The organism is Actinopolymorpha rutila (assembly GCF_013407855.1).
GTDB lineage: Bacteria > Actinomycetota > Actinomycetes > Propionibacteriales > Actinopolymorphaceae > Actinopolymorpha > Actinopolymorpha rutila.
In genome coordinates, this window is the sequence record NZ_JACBZH010000001.1 from 5,714,417 (window position 1) to 5,734,598 (window position 20,182).

At 66.5% G+C, this 20,182-nt stretch carries 12 protein-coding genes; all 12 read right to left on the reverse strand.

The annotated features are described in order from the left end of the window. Positions 1-517 precede the first annotated feature (517 nt). The 12 genes from F4554_RS25475 to F4554_RS25530 all read right to left on the reverse strand — a co-directional run bounded on the left by F4554_RS25475 (position 518) and on the right by F4554_RS25530 (position 20,172). The gene (locus F4554_RS25475) at positions 518-1,468 is read right to left on the reverse strand and encodes a protein kinase family protein (protein WP_179789924.1); all 951 of its coding nucleotides are present in this window, start codon (positions 1,466-1,468) and stop codon (positions 518-520) included. Then, positions 1,465-2,313, reverse strand: a complete 849-nt coding sequence (locus F4554_RS25480) for a protein phosphatase 2C domain-containing protein (protein WP_179789925.1) — start codon at positions 2,311-2,313, stop codon at positions 1,465-1,467. The genes F4554_RS25475 and F4554_RS25480 overlap by 4 nt, the downstream gene beginning before the upstream one ends. Before the next feature lie 212 nt (positions 2,314-2,525). Next, a complete protein-coding gene (locus F4554_RS25485) occupies positions 2,526-3,194 on the reverse strand; it encodes a vWA domain-containing protein (RefSeq protein ID WP_179789926.1) in 669 nt (222 codons plus the stop codon). A gap of 14 nt (positions 3,195-3,208) precedes the next feature. Beyond that, a complete protein-coding gene (locus F4554_RS25490) occupies positions 3,209-3,559 on the reverse strand; it encodes a hypothetical protein (protein ID WP_179789927.1) in 351 nt (116 codons plus the stop codon). 206 nt (positions 3,560-3,765) lie between these two features. Beyond that, on the reverse strand, positions 3,766-4,890 hold the full coding sequence (locus F4554_RS25495; RefSeq protein WP_179789928.1) for a hypothetical protein: 1,125 nt from the start codon (positions 4,888-4,890) through the stop codon (positions 3,766-3,768). A 122-nt stretch (positions 4,891-5,012) separates the two neighbouring features. Further along, positions 5,013-6,245, reverse strand: coding sequence for an IS256 family transposase (locus F4554_RS25500; protein WP_179791220.1), 1,233 nt, complete (start codon positions 6,243-6,245; stop codon positions 5,013-5,015). 199 nt (positions 6,246-6,444) lie between these two features. Beyond that, positions 6,445-7,584, reverse strand: coding sequence for an exonuclease domain-containing protein (locus tag F4554_RS25505; protein ID WP_179789929.1), 1,140 nt, complete (start codon positions 7,582-7,584; stop codon positions 6,445-6,447). A 531-nt stretch (positions 7,585-8,115) separates the two neighbouring features. After that, positions 8,116-10,419 carry a HelD family protein gene (locus F4554_RS25510; RefSeq protein WP_179789930.1) on the reverse strand — a complete coding sequence of 768 codons (2,304 nt, stop codon included), beginning with the start codon at positions 10,417-10,419 and terminating at the stop codon, positions 8,116-8,118. Between the two features lie 18 nt (positions 10,420-10,437). Further along, positions 10,438-12,534 carry a DEAD/DEAH box helicase gene (locus F4554_RS25515; RefSeq protein WP_179789931.1) on the reverse strand — a complete coding sequence of 699 codons (2,097 nt, stop codon included), beginning with the start codon at positions 12,532-12,534 and terminating at the stop codon, positions 10,438-10,440. Next, a complete protein-coding gene (gene brxD / locus F4554_RS25520; RefSeq protein WP_179789932.1) occupies positions 12,531-13,859 on the reverse strand; it encodes a BREX system ATP-binding protein BrxD in 1,329 nt (442 codons plus the stop codon). Before brxD ends, F4554_RS25515 begins: the two co-directional genes overlap by 4 nt. Next, positions 13,856-16,516: a BREX-2 system phosphatase PglZ gene (gene pglZ, locus F4554_RS25525; RefSeq protein WP_179789933.1), complete on the reverse strand. Its 2,661-nt coding sequence runs from the start codon at positions 16,514-16,516 to the stop codon at positions 13,856-13,858. Before pglZ ends, brxD begins: the two co-directional genes overlap by 4 nt. After that, positions 16,513-20,172, reverse strand: coding sequence for a DUF6079 family protein (locus F4554_RS25530; protein WP_179789934.1), 3,660 nt, complete (start codon positions 20,170-20,172; stop codon positions 16,513-16,515). The genes pglZ and F4554_RS25530 overlap by 4 nt, the downstream gene beginning before the upstream one ends. Between the last annotated feature and the right edge of the window lie 10 nt (positions 20,173-20,182).

Here is a 20,182-nt window from a genome sequence, read left to right on the forward strand (position 1 = left end):
GTGTCGAGACGGCCCAGTCCAGAGAGCGCTCAACACGTCGCCGGCGGCCCTTGACCTGTACGTCGAAGTAGAACTCGGGTTTGAGTCGTGGCATAACGTACCCGCGGAGCTCAGATCCAGAGGTATCCATTTCTTCGGGCCAACAGAGCTCAACTCGCGCGGTTCCTATGCCCCGTCGGACATCACCGCCGCATGCCATAATCTGTCGGAATCCTGGAACTGCACCAGGGATTGGGGCCGAAAAGCGCTTGATCACGGCATCCGGCCGCCCAGGAATGTCATGTACCGTTCCTTGGCCGCCGCCTCCGACCTGACCGCCGCCTCCGACGTGACCGCCATGGCCGAGGCCGCCAGCGGAAGGCCGCCGCCTGCTCACTCGGAACATGGCGTTGGTCGTGATCGCAGGCTGAGCTGGCTGGAGCGGACTCGCCGCTCCTTGCGGCAACGGTGCCGTCCGGGCAAATACGCCTCGAAGGCGAATGAGCATCCGCCTAAGGAAACGCCATAGAGTCATGTCTCAGCTCGGAGGTGGTTGTACGGGCCGGAACTGCCTCGGACCACCGCTTGCGAGGAGGTCCGGCTTCGGTTTCGGCATGTCGATCCGGCGCCGCGATGCAGGCGCAAGGACGGGCTGCATCACACGATCCGAGAGGGCCGTCATCCATTCAGACGCAGCCGGACGAGTACCCGCCGCTCCGGCCGCCTTACTCAGCAGATCCTGGACTCCAGAGGGGTTGGCGCCGAGGAGAGCTGGGTCTAGTGGCCGGCCATCCAGCCGCCTGTTCAGGCTGGCACACAGGACGCGCAGCACGGCGAGCGCAAGCTTGTACCGGTCTTGGTCACGAGTCGGCTCGGCTCCCCGCACTACGTACGGATCATCCCAGTCAAGCGTATCGGCTTGGGGGAGGACCGAGGTTCGGCCCTCCAACCGCATCCCATCACAGTCGAGGAGCATGACCCCGGGCCTGGGGGTCACGGTCCACAGCACGTTCGCAAACGAGATGTCACCCAGCACAATCCCTCGTCGATGCAAGGTGTCGACGACACCTGCGAGATCGCGAAGGATGCCTAGCTTTTCGGAATGTGAAGGCAGGCTGACGGGTCCCCAGATAGGCTTTGGCGCGGTCGCAAGGTAGCTCAAATCAGCGAGCCGTTCGCCCTGCCCAATTTTCAGGCTGAACTGCTTCGGTACACGTCGCATCAAGAAACCTACGACGTGGGATCCCTCGAGTACGACCACTGCCGGCCAGGCCGCGAATTCATCGACTACTCGGCCTGCATGGCTGATGGTGTCGCGTTCGGCCACGAGCCGGTCAAGGCCTCCTGCATCGAAACTTGGGTGTGCCGGGTCGTGGTACATCTTGAGCACCTGATGGGAGCGGTCGAGGAGCTCGAAAACTCGCCCTTGACCCCCGTCCGCCAACTCCTTGCCAATCTGGAGGCTGGCGAGTTGAACCGTCGCAGTCACGGGAACCGCACTCCGACGAAGGTACGGTCATCGTCGAAGGCCTTGACCGTCGCGTCGACGACCTTCAGCAGACTCGCCGGCGACGGCGCGCCCCTGCGCCAGAGCTCTGCGAGGTCGTGAGCGTACGAGGGCTGCAGGCGCAAGATGTTTCCAATGCCATCCGACACCAGTGCCAGCGTCTCACCTGGAGCAAACGACTCTCGCCAGACCCTTGCCGTGGGATGCTCGGGCAGCGGGTCGACGACTGTACTCAGGACGGCCGACCCGCTGTTGGGGTCGTCGCCATGGCCCAGAGACGTCCACCCGTTGTCGGTCTTGCGCCAAGCGTCCGAGTCTCCGATCTGAGCGAGTACCACCTCACGGGTTCCGTCTCCCTCAGGCGCGCGACGGACGATTGCGACGATAAGTGTGGTCGACACGTCCCGCGGCGTGAACGAGCTGTTCTTAGCCTCATGCGTTAGCCGTACGGCGATCTTGCCGAATGACGTCTCACCAGTTTTCACGCCACCAATGATCTCCTCGATCAGTTCCCAATCGTTCGCTATCCCGCGAGCCGCCAGCGCAGAACCCAGGTGCGATCCACTCGAGCTGCCGACTCCATCGGCAACGGCAACCACGACTGCCTCCGGAGTCACCCCGATCGCGAAGGAGTCCTGTCGGATTTCCCCGAGATAACGGTGCATGTGCCCGCGTGCAGATACCGCGCGTACAGCAATACCACCGTTTGGCTCGCCTACTTCCAGCCAGTCCATCGCGATGTCGGGTACATGCTCGAGCGCCCTAGGGGGTTGCGCCGCGATCCGATGTGGCACGGGCCCGAGCCGGGCCGATGGACCGTAGGTCACCAGGCCATCGTCGGACTCAGAGAAACCTTGATCTCGAGTGGGCGGAACGCCCACAGTTCCTTCTTCGGACGATGTGCTCACGCCAGGCGCGATGCCCGACTGGGTAGCCGAGTCAGGGGAGACAAGCTCGACTGCCGCGACAGGGGCCTCGTCAGGTGAGGTCCGGCCTGGGGTGAGCGCGATTGGGTCGGTATCTTCATCGTAGCTAGTCATCAGACCCGGTCCACCGTGATGGCCGTGAAGCCCGGAACTGTGTCCGGCGTCTGCAACGTCATTCCACCGTCGGGAGCTGGCGTGCTGCCACTTCGGACGATGGACTTGGTCAGCGCTACAGCAAATTCCTGGAGCGCTTGCGCCGGCGACAGAGTGCCGTCGGAGACAAAGGCCCTGAACGTCCCGACCGCCGAGATCGTGTCTGGGTCCACATGTGACCCTATCCCGAACGCGACGATGTTCGGATGCAGTGGGAACGATGTAGTCGTCAGGTCCTCCCACTCCTTGCGGTAGTCACCGGTCGGCTGGCCATCGGTCAGAAAGAACACGACGGGACGAAAAACTTGATGGCCCTGCGACTTCAGACGGGCAACATCCTGCTCGATCTGGTCCTTGACGCACCGGAACGCTGCAGCGTAATCGGTGCTGCCTTTCGTCGTAAGCACCGGCAGTTGCTTAACCTGGCTCAGGTCTGAGAGAGGTAGCGCGATGTCAACAGAGTCGCTGAACCCGATGATGGCGAACTGAGTCTTGTCGGCGACGACGGGGTTGTACGCAATCTCCTGGTGCAACTCCGGAAGGGCGGTGTTGATCGCATCGATCGGATCGCCCGACATCGACCCCGACTCGTCGCAAACGAGATAGAACGGGAGGATCTGCTGAGCCATATCTACTCCTTTTATCAACCCGCACTTGCGGATTGCTTGGTGGTGAAAACGAAGACCTCGAGGCGGGCCTGGCCGTAATCGAGGCTGCCGTCCCAGAATGCACGAAACGGTGTCTGCGGGGCAAAGATGTCAGCGTTGGCGCAGTGCAATTGCTTTCCGATCGCGCTCGCGACTTGCTGGCCAGGTCCTGGCTTCGTCGCTCCGCCGAAGATGAGCACGAGTGCGGCCTTCTTTCCCGTCAATACCTTGCTGCGCTGCCGGAGTTTGGAACAGACGTGGCGACTTTCGGCCTTTCCCACCTGGCCGGGCGTCACGAGAGCGCCCGCGTTGAGGCCGATGGAGACATTGACAGGTTTCGTGGCCATCCCGACGATCGTGGGGAGCTTCTTGGGAGCGGCGGTCTTTGCGATCTTGGCAACCGGCTTGGGCTTTGGCGGCTCGTGTGGGATCGCGCTTCCGAGTCCGACCAAGACCAGAACGAGGAGCAGGTCTGCGAAGACCCACCCGGCGAACCCCTCGACGGAGCGGAGGCCACCGCGGCCACCTCCCGATGCTGTTCGACGGCGAGGCACTAGACCCTCACGCCGTTCTGCGGCGAAGGACTGACAATCCGCTCCAACTGACTGAGCATCCGCTCCGCAGCATCCCTCGCTGCCGTCAGTTCGGACACCTGACCCTGGAGTGCGCTCTCGTGGCGCTCGAGCGAGTCATCGAGTTGCCCAAGTACTTGACCGACGCTCGCGTGGTTGACACCGATTGCGGCTACCTCGGTTTTGAGCGCACGATGCGTGTCGGCAACCTGACCCACCTCGGCCGCGAGGGCGGAGACGGCCTGTGTAGTCGCCGCCTTGAGATCCTGGGTGCTGGCACTAAGCCCCGTACGAAGTTCGTCCAGGCTCAGATCCAGCTGCTTGTGGACCGACGCCAGCGTGTTGGTCAGATCTGTTTGCGCTCTCTGAGCTCCCGCTACCAATGCCGCAAGATCCGTGCTCGCTTGCCCCGCGTTCGACGCGGCGTCCCGTAGCCGCTCGCTGGCCAGATGGAGTTGATCGGAGCCCTCGCGAGTCCTCTCGTGTGCACGATGGAGCTCCTTGACGGAGCGCTTCACCAGCGACTCGATCCGCGCTGGGTCGTCAGAACGACGTTCGTTAAGCACGCGCTGCGCTCCCGAGAGAGCGGAGACCAAGGCGGCCTCGGCATGACTGTTCAGCTCGTCCTCACGATGAAGACTCGCCTGGGCAAAGAGTCGATGGAGAACGATAAGCGCCACGGCAATGACGATGAGCCATACGGAGACCTTGGCCATCGGAACAAGCCGGTGGTCGCTGGCGAGCCGGCCATCGAAGCCCTCGGTCCAGAGGGCCAGGAAGGTGCGCCCCTTCTCACTGCTTGCATCGAGCAGGCTCTGGTAGGCGCTGGTGGCAGCGTGCAGACTCCACCACGTCCATGCGACCGGAAGGAAGACCGAGATTCCGGAGAGGATCCCCAGAAAGCGCTCAAAGGAACCGCTACGCCGGACAGACACCGTGGACGAAGCCGGGAACGCAGAAAACAGGTCCACCCCCGTCCAGCTGTCGTCATCGGCGTCGGAGACGGCGGAAGCGAGTGACCGCAGATCGGCGGCACGGCGCCAGTAGTCTGGATCCTCTGCAAGCCGCTCAAGGTGCTCGGCCACCTCGGCCTTAGTGATGTCCACAACCGTCCTTCCGGGACACTGTGCGAGCCCGTCGATTCAGTCCTGGTGAGACTGGAGAGCAGCCGAAGAGGTCAAGTCCATTGGCGTGGTGTAGCGGTCGTGTCGCGTGATCCTCTTGGTGGTTAGGCGCTGAGCGCCTTGAGGTCGGTGTCGGTCACCTCCTCGGTCTCGGTGGCGCGGGCTTTGGCGAGGAGGTCCAGGCCGAGGTAGCGGCGGCCTTCGATCCATTCGTCGTGTTGTTCGGCGAGGACGGCTCCGACGAGGCGGATGAGGGAGTTGCGGTCGGGGAAGATCCCGACGACGTCGGTGCGGCGGCGGATCTCGCGGTTGAGGCGTTCTTGGGGGTTGTTGGACCAGATCTGTCGCCATAGCTGCTTGGGGAAGCCGGTGAACGCCAGCACGTCGGTCCGGGCGGCCTCGAGGTGGTCGGCGACCTTGGGTAGCTTGTCGGCCAGGGCGTCCAGGACGCGGTTGAACTGGTCGTGGACCGCGGCGGTGTCGGGCTGGTCATAGACCGAGTGCAGCAGCGTCCGCACCCACGGCCAGGACGCCTTCGGGGTCACGGCCATGAGGTTGGCGGCGTAGTGGGTGCGGCACCGTTGCCAGCCCGCGCCCGGGAGTGTGGCGCCGATCGCTGCGACCAGACCTGCGTGGGCGTCAGAGGTCACCAGGCCCACGCCGGACAGGCCGCGGGCGACCAGGCCGCGCAGGAATCCCAGCCAGCCGGCGCCGTCTTCGGCGGAGGTGACGTCGATGCCGAGGATCTCTCGGTGTCCGTCGGCGTTGACACCGGTCGCGACGAGTGCGTGCACCCCGACGACCCGGCCGCCCTCTCTGACCTTCAGCACCAGGGCGTCCATCGCGACGAACGTGTACGGACCTTGATCGAGGGGGCGGGTGCGGAACGCCTCGACCTGCTCGTCCAGCTCCGCCGCCATCACGCTCACTTGTGACTTGGACAGGCGGGTGATGCCGAGTTGTTCGACGAGTTTCTCCATCCGCCGCGTCGATACCCCGAGCAGGTAGCAGGTGGCCACCACCGACGTCAGGGCCCGTTCGGCCCGGCGTCGCCGTTCCAGCAGCCAGTCCGGGAAGTACGAACCGGAGCGGAGCTTGGGGATCGCGACATCGATCGTGCCGGTACGGGTGTCGAAGTCGCGGTGACGGTAGCCGTTACGGGAGTTGGTGCGGTCCGGGCTGGGCTGACCGTAGGGGGCGCCGCAGACCGCGTCGACTTCGGCACCCATCAGGGCGTCGATGAACGTCGACAGCAGGTCGCGCAGCAGGTCCGGCGACGCAGCAGCCAGCTGTTCGTGCAGGAACCGGTCAGGGGTCATACTGGGCTTGGCGGTCATCGCGTAGGTCTCCTTGAGCTTGAGCGGGAACTCAGTTCGAAGGATCACGCGATGACCGCCCTTACGCGTCTACGACACGCCCATCAACAAGGCGCCTGCGGTACACCACTCTGCTGGACGCCACTGCCGAAGATGATGCTCAGGCATGCTCCGCTACTCGTGCATTGGGCCGACCTGCGCTCGATGCGGTGTCGAGAGTTCATACTCCAACCGCCTGAGGGCAGGTCGGTCGGTAGTGACCGATCTCGCGACAGTGACCGCACCGGCGCTTGGCCGCTGTCCGTACAGCAGGTGGCTGCTGAACCGCGACGGTTGTGGACCTGCCCGCCGCCATGACCGGAACGGCCACTGCAGCAGCGTCGGTGGGCTGCAGGTCGTCGAAGTAGTCGGGCACACCGAGCACCTTCGCGGTGGCGTTGAGGTCACGCAGCTCAGCCGCGGTGAGGACCTCGTCCTCCAGCGCCGCCTCACGCATGCCCTCCAGGAAACGCTCGTTCAGTGCCGCGACCTGTGCCGCACCGAAGCCGGCCACACCGGCCAGACGCGCAAGGGACTTCGCCTCGTCCCCGATGATCTTCCCGTCCTCGAGCACCACCGACAGCGCGTCCAGATACGCCGCAGCGTCAGGCTCCATCACCTCCGCACCGCTCAAGGGCAGCCGCGCGACCAGCGAAGCCATCCAACCGTCGGTCCCCTTCCGCATCGCCACCGCACGGGTCCGAGGACGGACCAGCCCGGTGGGCCACCGCACCAGGTGCCCCCCGGCCGCCGGCGCGCACCCGTAACAGATCGGGGCGCCGTGACGGGCCAGCATTTGCGGCAGCAGGGCCGCGACCGCGCGAACATCCCCGAGTGCGGCGTGCGCGTCAACCAGAGGGATGCCCGCGTGACGGGCGAGGGTGGCGAGCTTGTGGTTCGGAGTGTCGAACGTCCGCTGAGCCAACCACAACGTGCACAGCGCCGGGAACTGCGGCGCCTCCACACCCGCGCGAGCGAACTCCGCAGCAAGGAAACGCTCCTCGAACGACGCGTTGTGCGCGACGACCACCGCGCCGTCGAGCCGGGCCAGGATGTCCCCGGCAACATCAGCAAACACCGGGGCGTCGCGAACAGCCTCGTTGCTGATCCCGTGCACGAACACCGGCCCGGTGTCGCGACCCTGCGGGTTCAACAGCGTGGCGTACTCATCCAGAATCCGACCCGACGCGTCGACCCGTGCGATCGCGATCTCGATCACCCGGTCGCCTCGCTCCGGGGAGAACCCAGTGGTCTCCACGTCGATCACGGCGTACACGCCGTCGTGCCGATACACCGCCTTGCCGGCCGCACCCCCGTACACGAACAGCGAACCCCGCGCAGCCGGCTTGGCATACGCCTCAGTCCCCCTGCCAGTGGCGCGCGGACTCCGCTCCGCGGGCAGTGCAGGTCGCCGAGCCGCACGTAGCGCGTGCCGGCCGACCTCCCCGCCCTCGCGGGTCGACCGAATTTCCGGCCTAGCCTTCGCGGCGTGCCTCCGCCAGAGCCAACAGCCAAGGCCAAGCAGCACCAGCAGACCAACTATTACTTCCACGCGTCCCCCACACCTGTTACGGCCAACCCGTCGGGCACGTACTCCATCGCGTCGCCATCAACCGGTCGTGAAATTCAGGTTCCCTGACGGCTACCTCGGCACTACTACGCGCCACAGTCGTGACCGGTTGCATGGTTCATCTAGCTGGGCCGAAGGCGCCTCGCCCAGCCGGACCTCCCCTCAGTGAGGGGTAGGGATCGCCGCGAGCAACAGTTCACAACCTGGTCCTGGGGCTTACAGGGCATTGGAAATCTCACACCTTTGGATGTGACAGGGCGGGGGGGAAACGGAGGTGGGAAATTACTCGAAGCGATCGAAAAGATCTTCTTGGCTGACGCCGAGCTCGAGCCGGATCCTATTGATCACATCTGCCCAAAGCGGTTCGCCGACCGAGTGGCGTATATGCGCAGCGATGGTAACCGCGACAGCTTGACTGACTGTCTCAGCAATATTGAAGCCTACGCCGTCCTTCGACGAGTGGTCCGTGCGGACACGGGACGGTCCCGTCTCCGTTTCCGGGCGCTGCCTGGTTGGCGTCGGGCTTTCCTCCGGCGGTTCTTCGACTGTACGGATAGCGGGCGCGTCAGCATCCGACACCTCGCCGCCAGTTGAGTCCACAGGGAGCGCCAATGCGGTGCGGCTGTATACGACCGACAGATAGCGGGTTGTTCTGGTCAGCGCCACGTAGAGCATGCGATGACCCCGTTCGTACTCCGCGACAATTGATTCCGGTTCGACCACGACTACGGCGTCGAACTCCAAGCCTTTTGCTTCGACCGGACGAGCGAGGTTGATGGAGGCGCCGAGCTTCCCACTACCGACGTCGCTGTACGCTACCCCGGCCCGGCTCAGCGAGTCCTCAACATTCGCTCGGACAGCGTCAGGGCAGACGATTCCCACAAAGAGTCCTCGTCCGGCGTACTCCCGAGCGGTGACAACGGCCTGCCCAGCCACGTCCTCAGGGTCGACGTGGGTGAGCTCGGGGTCGGCGGGGCCTCTTCGTACGACGCGAGGAGGGGTGATCTCGGGTGCAGCTATCGGCAGGAGCCACGCAGCAAGGGCGTAGACCTGTTCGGGTACCCGGTATCCCAGTGTGAGTTCTTCGACCCTAGACGGATGGCGGCGGACGAGCGTCTCCTCGATGTCCGTCCACGAATCTCGAGCCCAGGGGCCAGTCGACTGCGCCAGGTCTCCGACGACCGTGAGTGAGCCAGTCCTCGACCGTAGGCGGACCGATTGCAACTGCATGGGGGAAAGATCCTGCGCTTCGTCTATGACGATGTGACGAAACGTCGGGAAGCGGCCACTGATCATATAATCCGCTTGGTCAAGTAAGGCCACATCGGTATCGCTCCAACGCTCCTCAGATATTCGTTCTGACGGGGCGCGCAGAAGTCGACCTATGTCGCCCGCAGTGAAGTCGTCCCCGGCAGCCGCGACCAGGCGCTCTCGAGATCCGAGTAGCTCTCGTAGGAAGCTCTGCGGAGTAAGGGACGGCCACACCCGCTCGACGGCGGCCTCCAAGACGGTGGCGCTTACGCCGACTGTACTCCGCGTCCCTCGATGGACCCGCTCCGAAAGCCAGGCACGAAACTGTCCACGACCGTCGTTGTAGGTCGCCGCCGCGAGGAACCGCGGAAGGACGCTCTGGACGGCGTTCCGTGTGAGCCGCTGTACCCCTACTCCCCGCCCGATATCCAACACCTCGGATCGCTCGGGGAACCTGACTCGCTGTTGTAGCGCACGCGTCAGAAGTCGACTCATCCGGGCCTCGCCTTTCAGGCGGGCGACCTCTGGGTCCTCAGCCAGTCCGGTACTCGCTTGGGGACCGAGCGACCTCAGGTCACGATGTTCTACGTCTGCATCGCCCAGTCCTGGCAGGACCGAGCGGATGTAACGCGTGAAGGTCGGGTTGGGACCCACTACGAGTACGTCAGAGGGAGCGATCTTGCCCTGGTAGTTGTAGAGGAGCCACGACACGCGGTGCAGGGCGATGGCCGTCTTGCCGGTTCCCGGCCCACCTTGGATGATGAGCAATTGTTCCAAGGGCGATCGGATCAACTCGTACTGAGCTGCATGAATGGTCTGCACGATGTCGCGCATCTCTCCGGTGCGCTGTGCATCGAGATCCCTCAGTACCGTGTCATCGATGCCCCATCGCTCAGTCCCCGAGAGATCCTCCACGCGCTGCGCGAGGTCGGCGAACAGCACGTCTTCATAGTCCAACACCTTGTTGGCTTGGGTCTTGAAGCTTCGCTTCAACCGAACGTCGCAAGGATCGTCATGGGTCGCTTTGTAATAGGGAACGGCGGCTGGCGACTGCCAGTTGATCACCAGGCAGTCGCGGTCTTCCGTGTTGATTAGGTGCTTGCCGACGTAGTAGGTATCGCCAGCTGAATCACCAAATCGGCCGAATGCCACCGAGTCTTCCGGCGCCCCTAGGGCATCGATCGCGCGCTCGGCTGCCCGCTTGACCTGCGCAGTACCTGATATTGGCCCCGCAGCGGCCATGGGCGCAGACCGAAGTACCTCCCGTTTGCGCTCTCGTTCGCCCCATGCCCGATCGAAGTACGCCTGCTCAAGTCGGAGCTCGGAGGAATCCATGGTTGGCACCCCTAGTAGTTAAGGCTGAACTTCTCGGAGCACGCTTCCAAGCGCGTGCTGCAAACCGAATTGGTCCTGCAATCGCTCACTCAGCGTGTCTTGCCCTAACTGAGTTGGGACCGCGGACGAGAACTTCAGGCCGTCGAGGGCTGCGTCGTCGACGTTGGGGCGGGCGTCGAGGAGGGCTTCACGTCGCTCGTCCAAGGCAGCTCGGAGGTCGGCGGCCCGCACGTACGGCTTGAGCCTCAGCCTTAGGTCCCCGACCGACGCCGTGCCGTCCAGCAAGTCGCCCAGGCCTTGAGTAAGCGCCGAGTTGGCGGTGAAGCCGGCGAAGGTCCACCACTGCACGGCCCGGGACGCATCGCTGACCACGTACGTCCGGTCGCCGGGGCTCACGAAGGCGTGGTCTTCGCGCAGGTCGACAAGGGCGTCCTGCGCTCGGCGGGAAAGGTGGACCCCGCCAGGCGAGGAACCGGCAGCGACATCGTGGTGCGCCCGGGCCAGCTCGTGGGACATCGTCCGCCCTCCCCCATTCCATCGTGAACGGCCACGCAGACCGGTCGCCTCCACGAAGACCCGCCACCTTCGCCAGTCGACGTGCTTCACGAGCCACGAGCGTCCGCCGAGCAGCACCAACCGTGGTCCGCCCTCGGGTCGCGCTACCAGGGATAGCGCGGACAGCGATCCCAGGACCTGCCGGCCGAACAGCACCTGGAGCAGCGGCTCGCTGGTGAAGGCGGACGTCAGCTCCAGGAAGTGCCGCCGCCCGTACTCCTGCTCCGCCTTCGGGCCGATCGACAACAGGCCGCCGTCGTCGACCACGAAGCCTTCGGCGACGAGATGGGCAAGCACCTTGTCAGCACCCGGTACGACCGCCAGCCCGTCAAGCCACTCCCACAGGTCGTGCTGAACGACCTGGCGCTCCTGAAGCATCAACCCGAGGATCTGCTGCGCCACGATGTGCAGCGGGAGGACGGGTGCGCGCACCGGCTCCACGTAGCCGCGGTCCCACAGCAACAGGATCGACGCAGCCTGCCACAGCGATTCCTGGCGGGTAGTGAGGAAGAGCATGTTCCGCGTCGTGCCGGGTCGCCGCCCAGTACGCCCCATCCGCTGAAGAAAAGCCGCGACGGTCGACGGCGCGTCGATCTGGATCACGCGATCGAGGTCACCGATGTCCACCCCGAGCTCGAGCGTCGACGTGGCGACGATGACGCAGTTGGACGCAGCAGCGAACCCCGCCTCGGACTGCCGCCGCTCCGCCGCGGACAGCGACGAGTGCGAGACGAACGTCTGCACGCCGTTGCGTCGAAGGGCGACCGCCAGGTCCTCGACCTGCGTCCTGGAATCGCAGAACACCAGCCGCTTCTCACCCTGGTGCAGGCGGGCGATCACGTGGGCCGCGTTCTGCACCGAGCCCACGTAGTCCAGCTCCACCTCCGGCACAGCATCAAGCCCAACAACAGGCGGGTTCACCACCCGCCGGACCGCCCGCGAGTCCTCCACGAACCAGTCCAGCAGCGCCTCAGGGTTGCCGACCGTCGCCGACAGTCCGACGCGTTGCACGGGCCTTCCGGCGAGGCGGGTGAGCCGGGATAGGACCCCGAGCAGGTGCCAGCCGCGGTCGTCGCCACCGAACGCATGAAGCTCGTCGACAACGATCGTCCGCAGGTCGCCGAACAGCCACTGGTGATCCACCCGAGCAGACATCAGCATCGCTTCCAGCGACTCCGGCGTGGTCAGGAGAACATCGGGCGGGTCCTTGGCGATCCGCTGCCGAACCGAGTCCGGCACATCCCCATGCCACACCGCGGCGCGACGGCCGAGCCAGGCGGTCATGGCCGAGAGACGGGGTTCGAGGTCGTTGACCAGTGCGCGCAGCGGGCATACGTACAGAACGCTCAAGCCCCGCCAACCGCCGGCGGCCATCCGGGACAGCAGCGGCAACATCGCCGCCTCCGTCTTCCCACCGGCGGTAGGGGCAAGTAGCAACGCGTCATCACCCGAGAGGACCGGCGACACCGCGGCCTCCTGCAACGGCCGCAGCGACGACCATCCCAGGCTGTTCACGACGTGGTACTGAACGGCCGGGTGCAGGTCGTCGAAACCGCTCACAGCCTCAGGTCGATCTCGTCGACGGACTCTGCGGAAGCCAGTGGCGGAGGTGTCGGCATGGTCGCCCGCTCGGCGTCGGTGAGCTCCTGGCCGGAGACCCGCACCGAGTAGTCCCGCCGGGGGTCGAACGAAACATGCTGGTCCACGCGATCCAGCACGTCGACCAGCTTCTTGACGAAGATCCGGGGCGCCACGCCCACCTTGTCGCCGAAGTGGCCGGCAACAGCCCTGGCCAGGTCGGCGATATAGGCATCGTCGATCAGATCAGTGAGCCGGTCGCGGTGCGACGATTCCTGCACGTACAAACCCCGTACCCGAGACCCGAGTTCGAGCAAGGAGTCTTTGTCAAAGCCCGGTAGCCGGATCTGCACCGCCCGGGGATTGTCGAACGTCGGCTCGGTGGAGAAGTCCACGTGTAGCCGCTGGGCGAGCGGAGCGAGCCGTTGCATCCCCTGCGGCCCGTCGAAGAACGCCGGTGTACCGGTGATCACCAACATCAGCCCGGGAAAGCGCCCGGAGTCCACGTCGTCGACCAGCTGCCGCAGCGCGTTCAAAGCCTTGTCGCGTACGTCGGAACGGACCCGCTGGAGCGTCTCCACCTCGTCCAGGACGACGAGCAGCCCTGCGTGCCCGCTGTCGCGCAAGACTGCGAGCAGTCCCTGCAGGAACCCGAGCGCGCCGTCATGGTCCAGGTCGCCCCGTATCCCGGCAACCCGCTTGACCGACGCGCCCACGTGCGGCTGCCCGCCCAGCCAGGCCATCAGCCCCTCGGCCACCGCCACGTCGCCCGCGACACTCGCCCGCCGGTAGGCGCGCAGTGCGGCGGCGAACGACGGAGCGACCCGGCTGACCGCGGCCAGCCGCTGTTCCAGCAGCTCCCCGACGCGTCGCTCCAGCTCGTCCTCGTCCACCTGACCTTCGGCGAGAACGTCCTCTTCGAGCGCGAAGAACCACGAGTCGATGATCGGGCGCAGCGCGCTCGGGGTGAACTCGGCGGTGGCCAGGTGCTCGGTGAGCCGCCGGTAGACGGTCTCCAGCCGGTGCAGCGGGGTCTCGTTCTCCGAGATCTGCACCTCGGTGGTGGCGAGCCCGGCGCGCTTGGCGCGTTCGGCGAGCCAGCGGCTGAAGAACGTCTTGCCCGCGCCGTACTCGCCGCGCACTGCCTTGAAAACAGCCTGCCCGGAAGCGATACGGCCGAGCTCTTCACCCACTGCTGACTCGAAGCGCCCCAACCCGACCGCCAGGACGTCAAGCCCCTGTTGCGGGACCGTCCCACGGCGCAGCGCGTCGACCACCTCGCGCCGGCGCTGCTCGCTGATGCTCACGCCTCTCCTGCCTGCGTCCTGAGAAGGGCCGCATTGAGTCGTACGGTGTCACCCTCGATTGTGAGTACCTCGTAACCGTCCAAGTTGACAACCCGCTGCGCGGCCGCGACCTGGTTGGCCACCCGCCCCTCCGGGATGTCCAGGGCCCGCGCTACCACGGCACGCGTGGCCGCGCCGCCGTGGTCGTCAAGGGCACGCAGCAACACTTCGAGGCGGTCGGCCGGCATGCCACCGCGCCGGACCCGCTGCAGCTGCGCTGTGACCGCGCCGCTGGCGAGCACCCGGGTGATCCAGTTCTCGGCTGCCACCTCCTCGGCGCCGAAGAGCGCATCCTCGGCAGGTGCCGAAGCGGGAGTGGGGACCGAGGCCCCGCGGCGGCCGTTCTTCCGCTTCGACGGCGCACGCTCTACCGCCGGCGCCGCTTCCACCCCGGTCGCCGTGCCCACCCACCAGTCGGGCTGCGGATGATGCCGTACGCGCCAACCAGGCAGGTCCAGGCCCGTACGCGCCAGCAGCGCAAGCGGAATAACGACCTCCTGGGCGCTCGCACCTCCGTGGTAGCCGTTGCGCTGTTTGGCATAGCGCAGCTTCTCGTTCCACGGCGCGACCACCCGGCCGCCACCGAGCAGCACCCGCGACCCGGCCAGTTCCACTTCGTCAACCTCGACTGGACGCGTGGACGTACGGAACCGCGCTCCCCCGCTGCTGTCGGACTCCAGCCGGGACCCGCGTTCGTGGACATGGCCGTGGTCACTGACCAGCAGAACAACCCGGTCGGCGTCGTGGCCCGCGGTGAGCAACTCCACGAAACGGTCCACGGAGTCGGCGGTCCACGGCGTACGGCCACCCTTGTCGAGCGTGTCGTCCACCGTGTTGACTACCGCGCCCACCACCTTCGCGGTGCCGCTGATGGCCTCGCGTACTTCGGTCGACAGGGCGCTGCCGGCCTTCGCCGCTGTCAGGTTGCTCTTGTGGAACAGCGGCCATCCCCGCTCACCGAACGCGGCCCGCTCGGTAGCAGCCGATCCGTCGATGAGACGGCCGGTCAGCAGGCTCGTCCGGGAGACGCGAGTGATGGACGGCAACACCGAGATGACCGGACGCTCGGGCGTCAACGTGTGCTCGGACCATCCACGGGTGGACAGGTCCTCCACGAGCTCGCGCGCCACACCGGTGGACAGGCCGTCCAGCACGAGCAACAGCACACGTTGCTGCTCGGCCAGCGGAAGTAGGACGTCGGTCAGGACGTCCTCGACCGGCAGCAGGTCCGTCAGCGTCGAGCCGGTACGTACGTGATCGGCAAGGAGGCGAGCGAAGCGTTCCTCGTGCTCCGCTCGGATCCCGTCGACAACCTCACACAGCGCGGCATACGCGTCGGCGACGGTCTGGTCGACGTCGCCCTCCCACACCCGGGCCCTCGCCACGTCTACCCAGGCATCGCCGCTCTGCTGGCGGCGCGCTGCCTCGGCCAGATCGGGCGCAAGCTTGGGCGGAGCGCTTCGCTGCAAGACGACCCAGCGCACCAGCCGGGCGGCCATGGCCGCCCGCCGGCACCGTTCGGCGTGATCGCCCACCAGTGCGTGGGAGAGAACGTCGCCGAGCGCTCCTTCCATCGGCCCCAGGTGCGCGGGCGAGAGCGATCGCTTACGAAGCAGCCGGGCGATCTCGGCTCCCAGCCGGCCGATGCGCTGGCCCAGCCCGACCTCGAGAATGACACTCGCGTACGCCAGTCCTGTGGCGTTCTGCTCGGCGAGGATCTCCTCGGCCTGGTGAGTCACCTTGCCCACTCCGGCCCGGCCACCCGCTGTCAACCGCCGCTGGACAAGCGCGTCGGCTGCCTTGCCCCATTCACGGGCCACCTCGTCGGCCAGCGCTCCCCCGGCGGTGCGGGTCTCCAGCATCGTGCGGGGAACCTTGCCATCGTTCAGCACACGCGGCTGCGTCAGCGCGGACAGGACGAGGCCCACCGCCACGGTGTCCTCGCCGTGCTCACCGGACATGCAGCGCACCACTGCGTCGATGACCCGGCCGTCCCGGCTGCGCCCGACCAGCCACTCCGACAGGCCGGCTCGCACTGGTTTCTCGACCGCCCGCCACCTGTCGATGTGCGCGGGATCGAGCGTCCACTGCAGCAGGGCGGCGAGGTCCAGGTCGGCCCGGCCCAGACCTGCCAGGCGGTGGCACAGCTCCGAGAGGGCGGTCTCCTTGTCCAGGTAGCCGCTTCGTACGGGCTCGTATCCCTCGCTTGGCGCGTACTTCAGCAGGGCGTCCACGGCCCAGGTCATCCGGGTGAGTTCCGGGGCGATCTCACGGCAGCGGAACAGGCTGGTCAGCTGGTACCACCGGTCGAGCGGCAGCACCCGCTGCCCGGCAATCCGGGCGCGGATGCTGTCGCCGAGCTCGGCGCTCTCCTGGTCGGTGAGGAGTACGAGCAGATCGGACTCCGGCAGCTCCTCCAGCTGGTCCAGAGCGTCCCGGATGGCCAGAGTGGAGACGCACGGGCGTACGACGATGCCCCGCCCGCCGGACAGCTCCACCCGCTCGTCGTGGCTCCACGACGGGCTGGCGAGCAACGCGACCACGCGAGCCGTACTGTCCGCCTTGAGGACGTCGACGACCTTGGAGCGCACCAGGGCCGGTGTGGCGAGGAGGCTCACTCCACCTCCCAGGTGATCCGTACCCGCCGGTGCTTTCGTACAAGATCCTCGATCGTGGCGACGACGCCCCGTATGTCTGCGGTGTTGGCGACGAGCGCCTCCCCGTGCGATGTTTCGTCCCGCCGCCACGGTGGCAACTCTGGGTCCGACGGCGGACGAGGACCGTCGGGCGTGGGCTCCGGCTTCCGCGTCGCCTCCAGGACGAGCTGGCGCGCTCCGGCATCTGCAGACCCTAGCGCCGGCTGCAGGTGCTTGGTGAACTCGTTCGCCGCCCACACCTGCGCCAGGTCATCGACGATGCCGGCGGCTCGCAGCCCGAGCGGGTGGTCTGTCCCCCAGCTCGCCACGGTGGCCAGGATGTTCCAGTCCACCCGGCGGATGGCACTGAGCAGTTCGGCAGCGGTCGCCAGGCTCCGCCCGACATGCAGTCCGGCAGTAGGCAACGCGATGCCAGCGAGTCGATCGACCAACGTCACGTCCCCGGTCGCCGCTCCCAGCTCCTCGCACAGCCGGCTCGCACCATCGGCGATCTGGTACCGCTCGGTCGACGTCGGGTCGACCCCGCGCAGCACGGTCGGCCCTCTCTCCGCGAGCGCGTCGACCAGTTGCTCGGCCGCACTTCGGTACGACGCGACCTTGGATCGCACCCGCTCGGCGAGCACGCTGACGTTGCGGGCGGTCAGCAGTTCCGTGACGTCGCCGATCCCGAAGATCGCCTGCGCCCGTTCACGGGCCTCCCGCCACGCTTCCTCGCCGGGGAGCTTCTGCTCGACGAGTTCGGCGTCGGCCGGCAGCGTCTGCAGCGTTCCCACGTCGATCGGCGGACGACTACGGCTGACGATGCTGCGGTTGGTCTGCTCGGCGAACACCAGCAGCACCAGGTCCGCGACCTCCTGCGGGAGTCCCATCCGCTTCGGCTCGTCCAGCCACGCGCGCAACTGGCCGACGCTCACCGGCTTCCCGCCCAGCCCGGCGTCGGAGATCTTCCGGTTGAGGTGCTGCACCCAGTGGTGGCCGAGCACGAAATGCTGCGCGTGTTGTTCGCCGAGCCGGAGCGGCATCGCGATCCGGCTCATCACGCCGCGTTCGCCGGACTCGACCATGATGCGGTGACCGGGGTCCTCGATCGCCCGGCGCACCTGGGCGTGCACCTTGCGCAGGTCCGCCGTCCGCACCTCGCCCGTCCCGAACAACGGATGAGCCGGGAAGTCCGAGGTGAGCATCTGGTCCAGCAGGTTCTCATACGCCTGCCGCAGGGTCGCCCCAGCCGGCACCTTCGGCTCGAAGCTGGGATCGAGGCTGGCGAACATGTCGATCCCGCCATGCGCGGTGTCGACCAGCGTCTCGTCGGGAGTGCCCACGCCGTACGCCTGCAGAAGCGCGTTCTCCAGCCGGCTCCGCAGCTGGTCCCGCTGGGCGACCATCTGCTGCCGCGCGACCGCCCGGTCGTTGTCGGACAGGTGCCCGGCCAGCTGGTCGAAGCTCGCGCCCAGCGCATACTGCAGCCGCACGTAACGACCCAGGTCACTGACCGCCTGGGAAGTGAGGTGCCGCGGCACCCAGCACACGGTGTGCGCGGGCCGGCGGTCGCGGAGGGTGCGAATGCGTTCGAGGTCCTCGACCGGGGAGTGCCCCTCCTCGTCGAAGGGGTAGTCCAGGACCGACCGCCAGCCGTCGTGGCTGGGCTGGAACGCGCTGTCGCCGAGGTCCGCGGGGTCACGGACGTTGCCGTAGAGGAGTTCGACGGTACGCCGGGTGCCGCGCCAGATGGTGGAGGTGACGGTGACGCCGTCGATGCCGAGGCTTTCCCGGGTGCCGAGCATGTCGAACAGCAGGAGGCGTACGACCTGACGCCGCGCGCCGGAGGAGTCGGCGGACTTGGCGTTGTCGAGGATGCCCTCGATGTCGACGCCTTCGAGGCGTACGGAGATCAGCGGGTTCGTCTCGTCGCCGGTGATCTGCACCGTGCCCAGCCGCGCGGCCCACTGGCGTACGGCACCCAGCACGATCCCGGCTTCCTGGCCAGGCACCATCGAGCGGATGTAGCCGTGGTTGAGGGCGACGATCTTGCGCGCGGTGAGGTCGCGCAGCGAGTCGACCTCGGGCATCAGCGCGGCGAGCACCAGGGTCTTCGCGATCCGGTCGTCACGGCGGAACGCGTGCGTGGCCGGCAGATCCGGCACGTCGTCCTCGCTGACCTTGTTGACCTCCAGGATGAGCCGGCGCAGGTCGCCGTAGACCTTCTGCGCGCTGCGCCACAGGTTGCCGAGCTCGCCGGTGAGCGGGTCGTCGCCGGCTACCAGCACGTCGAACAGGTCCGCGATCGGGACGAGCTGCCCGAGCTGGAGGGTGTCCCGCTGCTCGACGAGAATCTGCAACATGACCCGAAGCGAAGTCCGCTCACGCTGCAGCGCACCAGACAGCGCGACGAGCGTCTCCACAAATGCCGGACTGAAGGGGTACGTCAGCCGGAACTCGTTGCGGCCCGCGTTCTCCGTCATCAACGCCGAGCGGATGTCCTGGCGTACCTGCTCGGTCGAGGCGAAGGCAGCATCGATCTGTCCGCGACCCGAATCGCTTCGGGGCTTGAGGAGGCGCCGGGACGCGATCAGCGGGAGGTTGTTGTCGGACAGACGGATGGTGCCGAATCGCCCCTCCCACCACTTCAGGCTGTCCGCGAAGGCGAGGTGCTCGGTGCCGGGCAGGTTGGTGCCTACGAGTTCGCGCAGGTCGCGCTGGCGGGCGATGAAGCTGATGATCGGCGCCGGCCGGTTGGCATTGGCCGCTTCCACCAGCTTGCCGACCTTCGGCGCCTCGCGCGCGACCCAGGTGTGATCGCCCATCCTGGTCGCGAACCACAGGATCAACTCGTCCAGGAACAACACCAGACCGTCGTAGCCGAGCTGGGCGGCGTGCTGGCTGATCGCCGCCAGTCCGTCGTCGATGTTGACATACGACGACCGCGCACCGCGGGCGAGTTCGGCGAAGCCCGGCAGTACGTCCTGCAGCGTGGTGACGAGGTTCGTCCTCTCCGGATGCTCCGGTCCCATCCGCAGCGCCGCGTCGAAGCGCTCGGCGTCCCAGTCGGCAGCTTCGTCGCCCCAGCCCTCGTCCTTGTCGCCGAGTAGGGCAAAGAAGGACTCGTCACCGAGCCGTTCGCGCAGTGCTCGAGCGCTGTCCAGCAGGGGCGTGTCGATAAGGACTGCCGGCAGCGGGGCGTCCGGGTGCACAGTGCGCACGTAGGAGAGATAACCCCCGAGGATCGCGTCCTCCGCTGACTCTCCGCCGACCAGGTGGTACGGCACCATCAGGAACCGCTTGCTACCGATGAACTTGTCGTACTTGTGCACTACCGGCGCGAGGTCCTCGATGGCGCGCGCTGTGGGGTGGTTGTTCAGCAGCGCGTGTAGCACGGCCATGAAGTGGCTCTTACCGGAACCGAACGAGCCGTTGAGATAGGCAGCTTTGCTGCTGCGCTCCGTCACCGCGGACCGAATCAGCGACAGCGCCTCGTCGAAGCGCTGGGCCAGTTCAGGGGTAACTACATAATTCGTCAGGGCGCGGTCAACATCGTCTACGCTGTCGGCGAGCTTCAGAACGAAGTCACCAGTGTGTACAGCGTCGGGGACCTCGATGACTTCGGAAATCAGCGTCATGGTGGCGGTT

What these genes read in the sequence shown, in the direction of transcription:
- F4554_RS25485 (WP_179789926.1), bottom strand. Translation starts at nt 3,194, where the DNA reads ATGGCTCAGCAGATCCTCCCGTTCTATCTCGTTTGCGACGAGTCGGGG.
- F4554_RS25490 (WP_179789927.1), bottom strand. Translation starts at nt 3,559, where the DNA reads ATGGCCACGAAACCTGTCAATGTCTCCATCGGCCTCAACGCGGGCGCT.
- F4554_RS25500 (WP_179791220.1), bottom strand. Translation starts at nt 6,245, where the DNA reads ATGACCGCCAAGCCCAGTATGACCCCTGACCGGTTCCTGCACGAACAG.
- F4554_RS25510 (WP_179789930.1), bottom strand. Translation starts at nt 10,419, where the DNA reads ATGGATTCCTCCGAGCTCCGACTTGAGCAGGCGTACTTCGATCGGGCA.
- F4554_RS25530 (WP_179789934.1), bottom strand. Translation starts at nt 20,172, where the DNA reads ATGACGCTGATTTCCGAAGTCATCGAGGTCCCCGACGCTGTACACACT.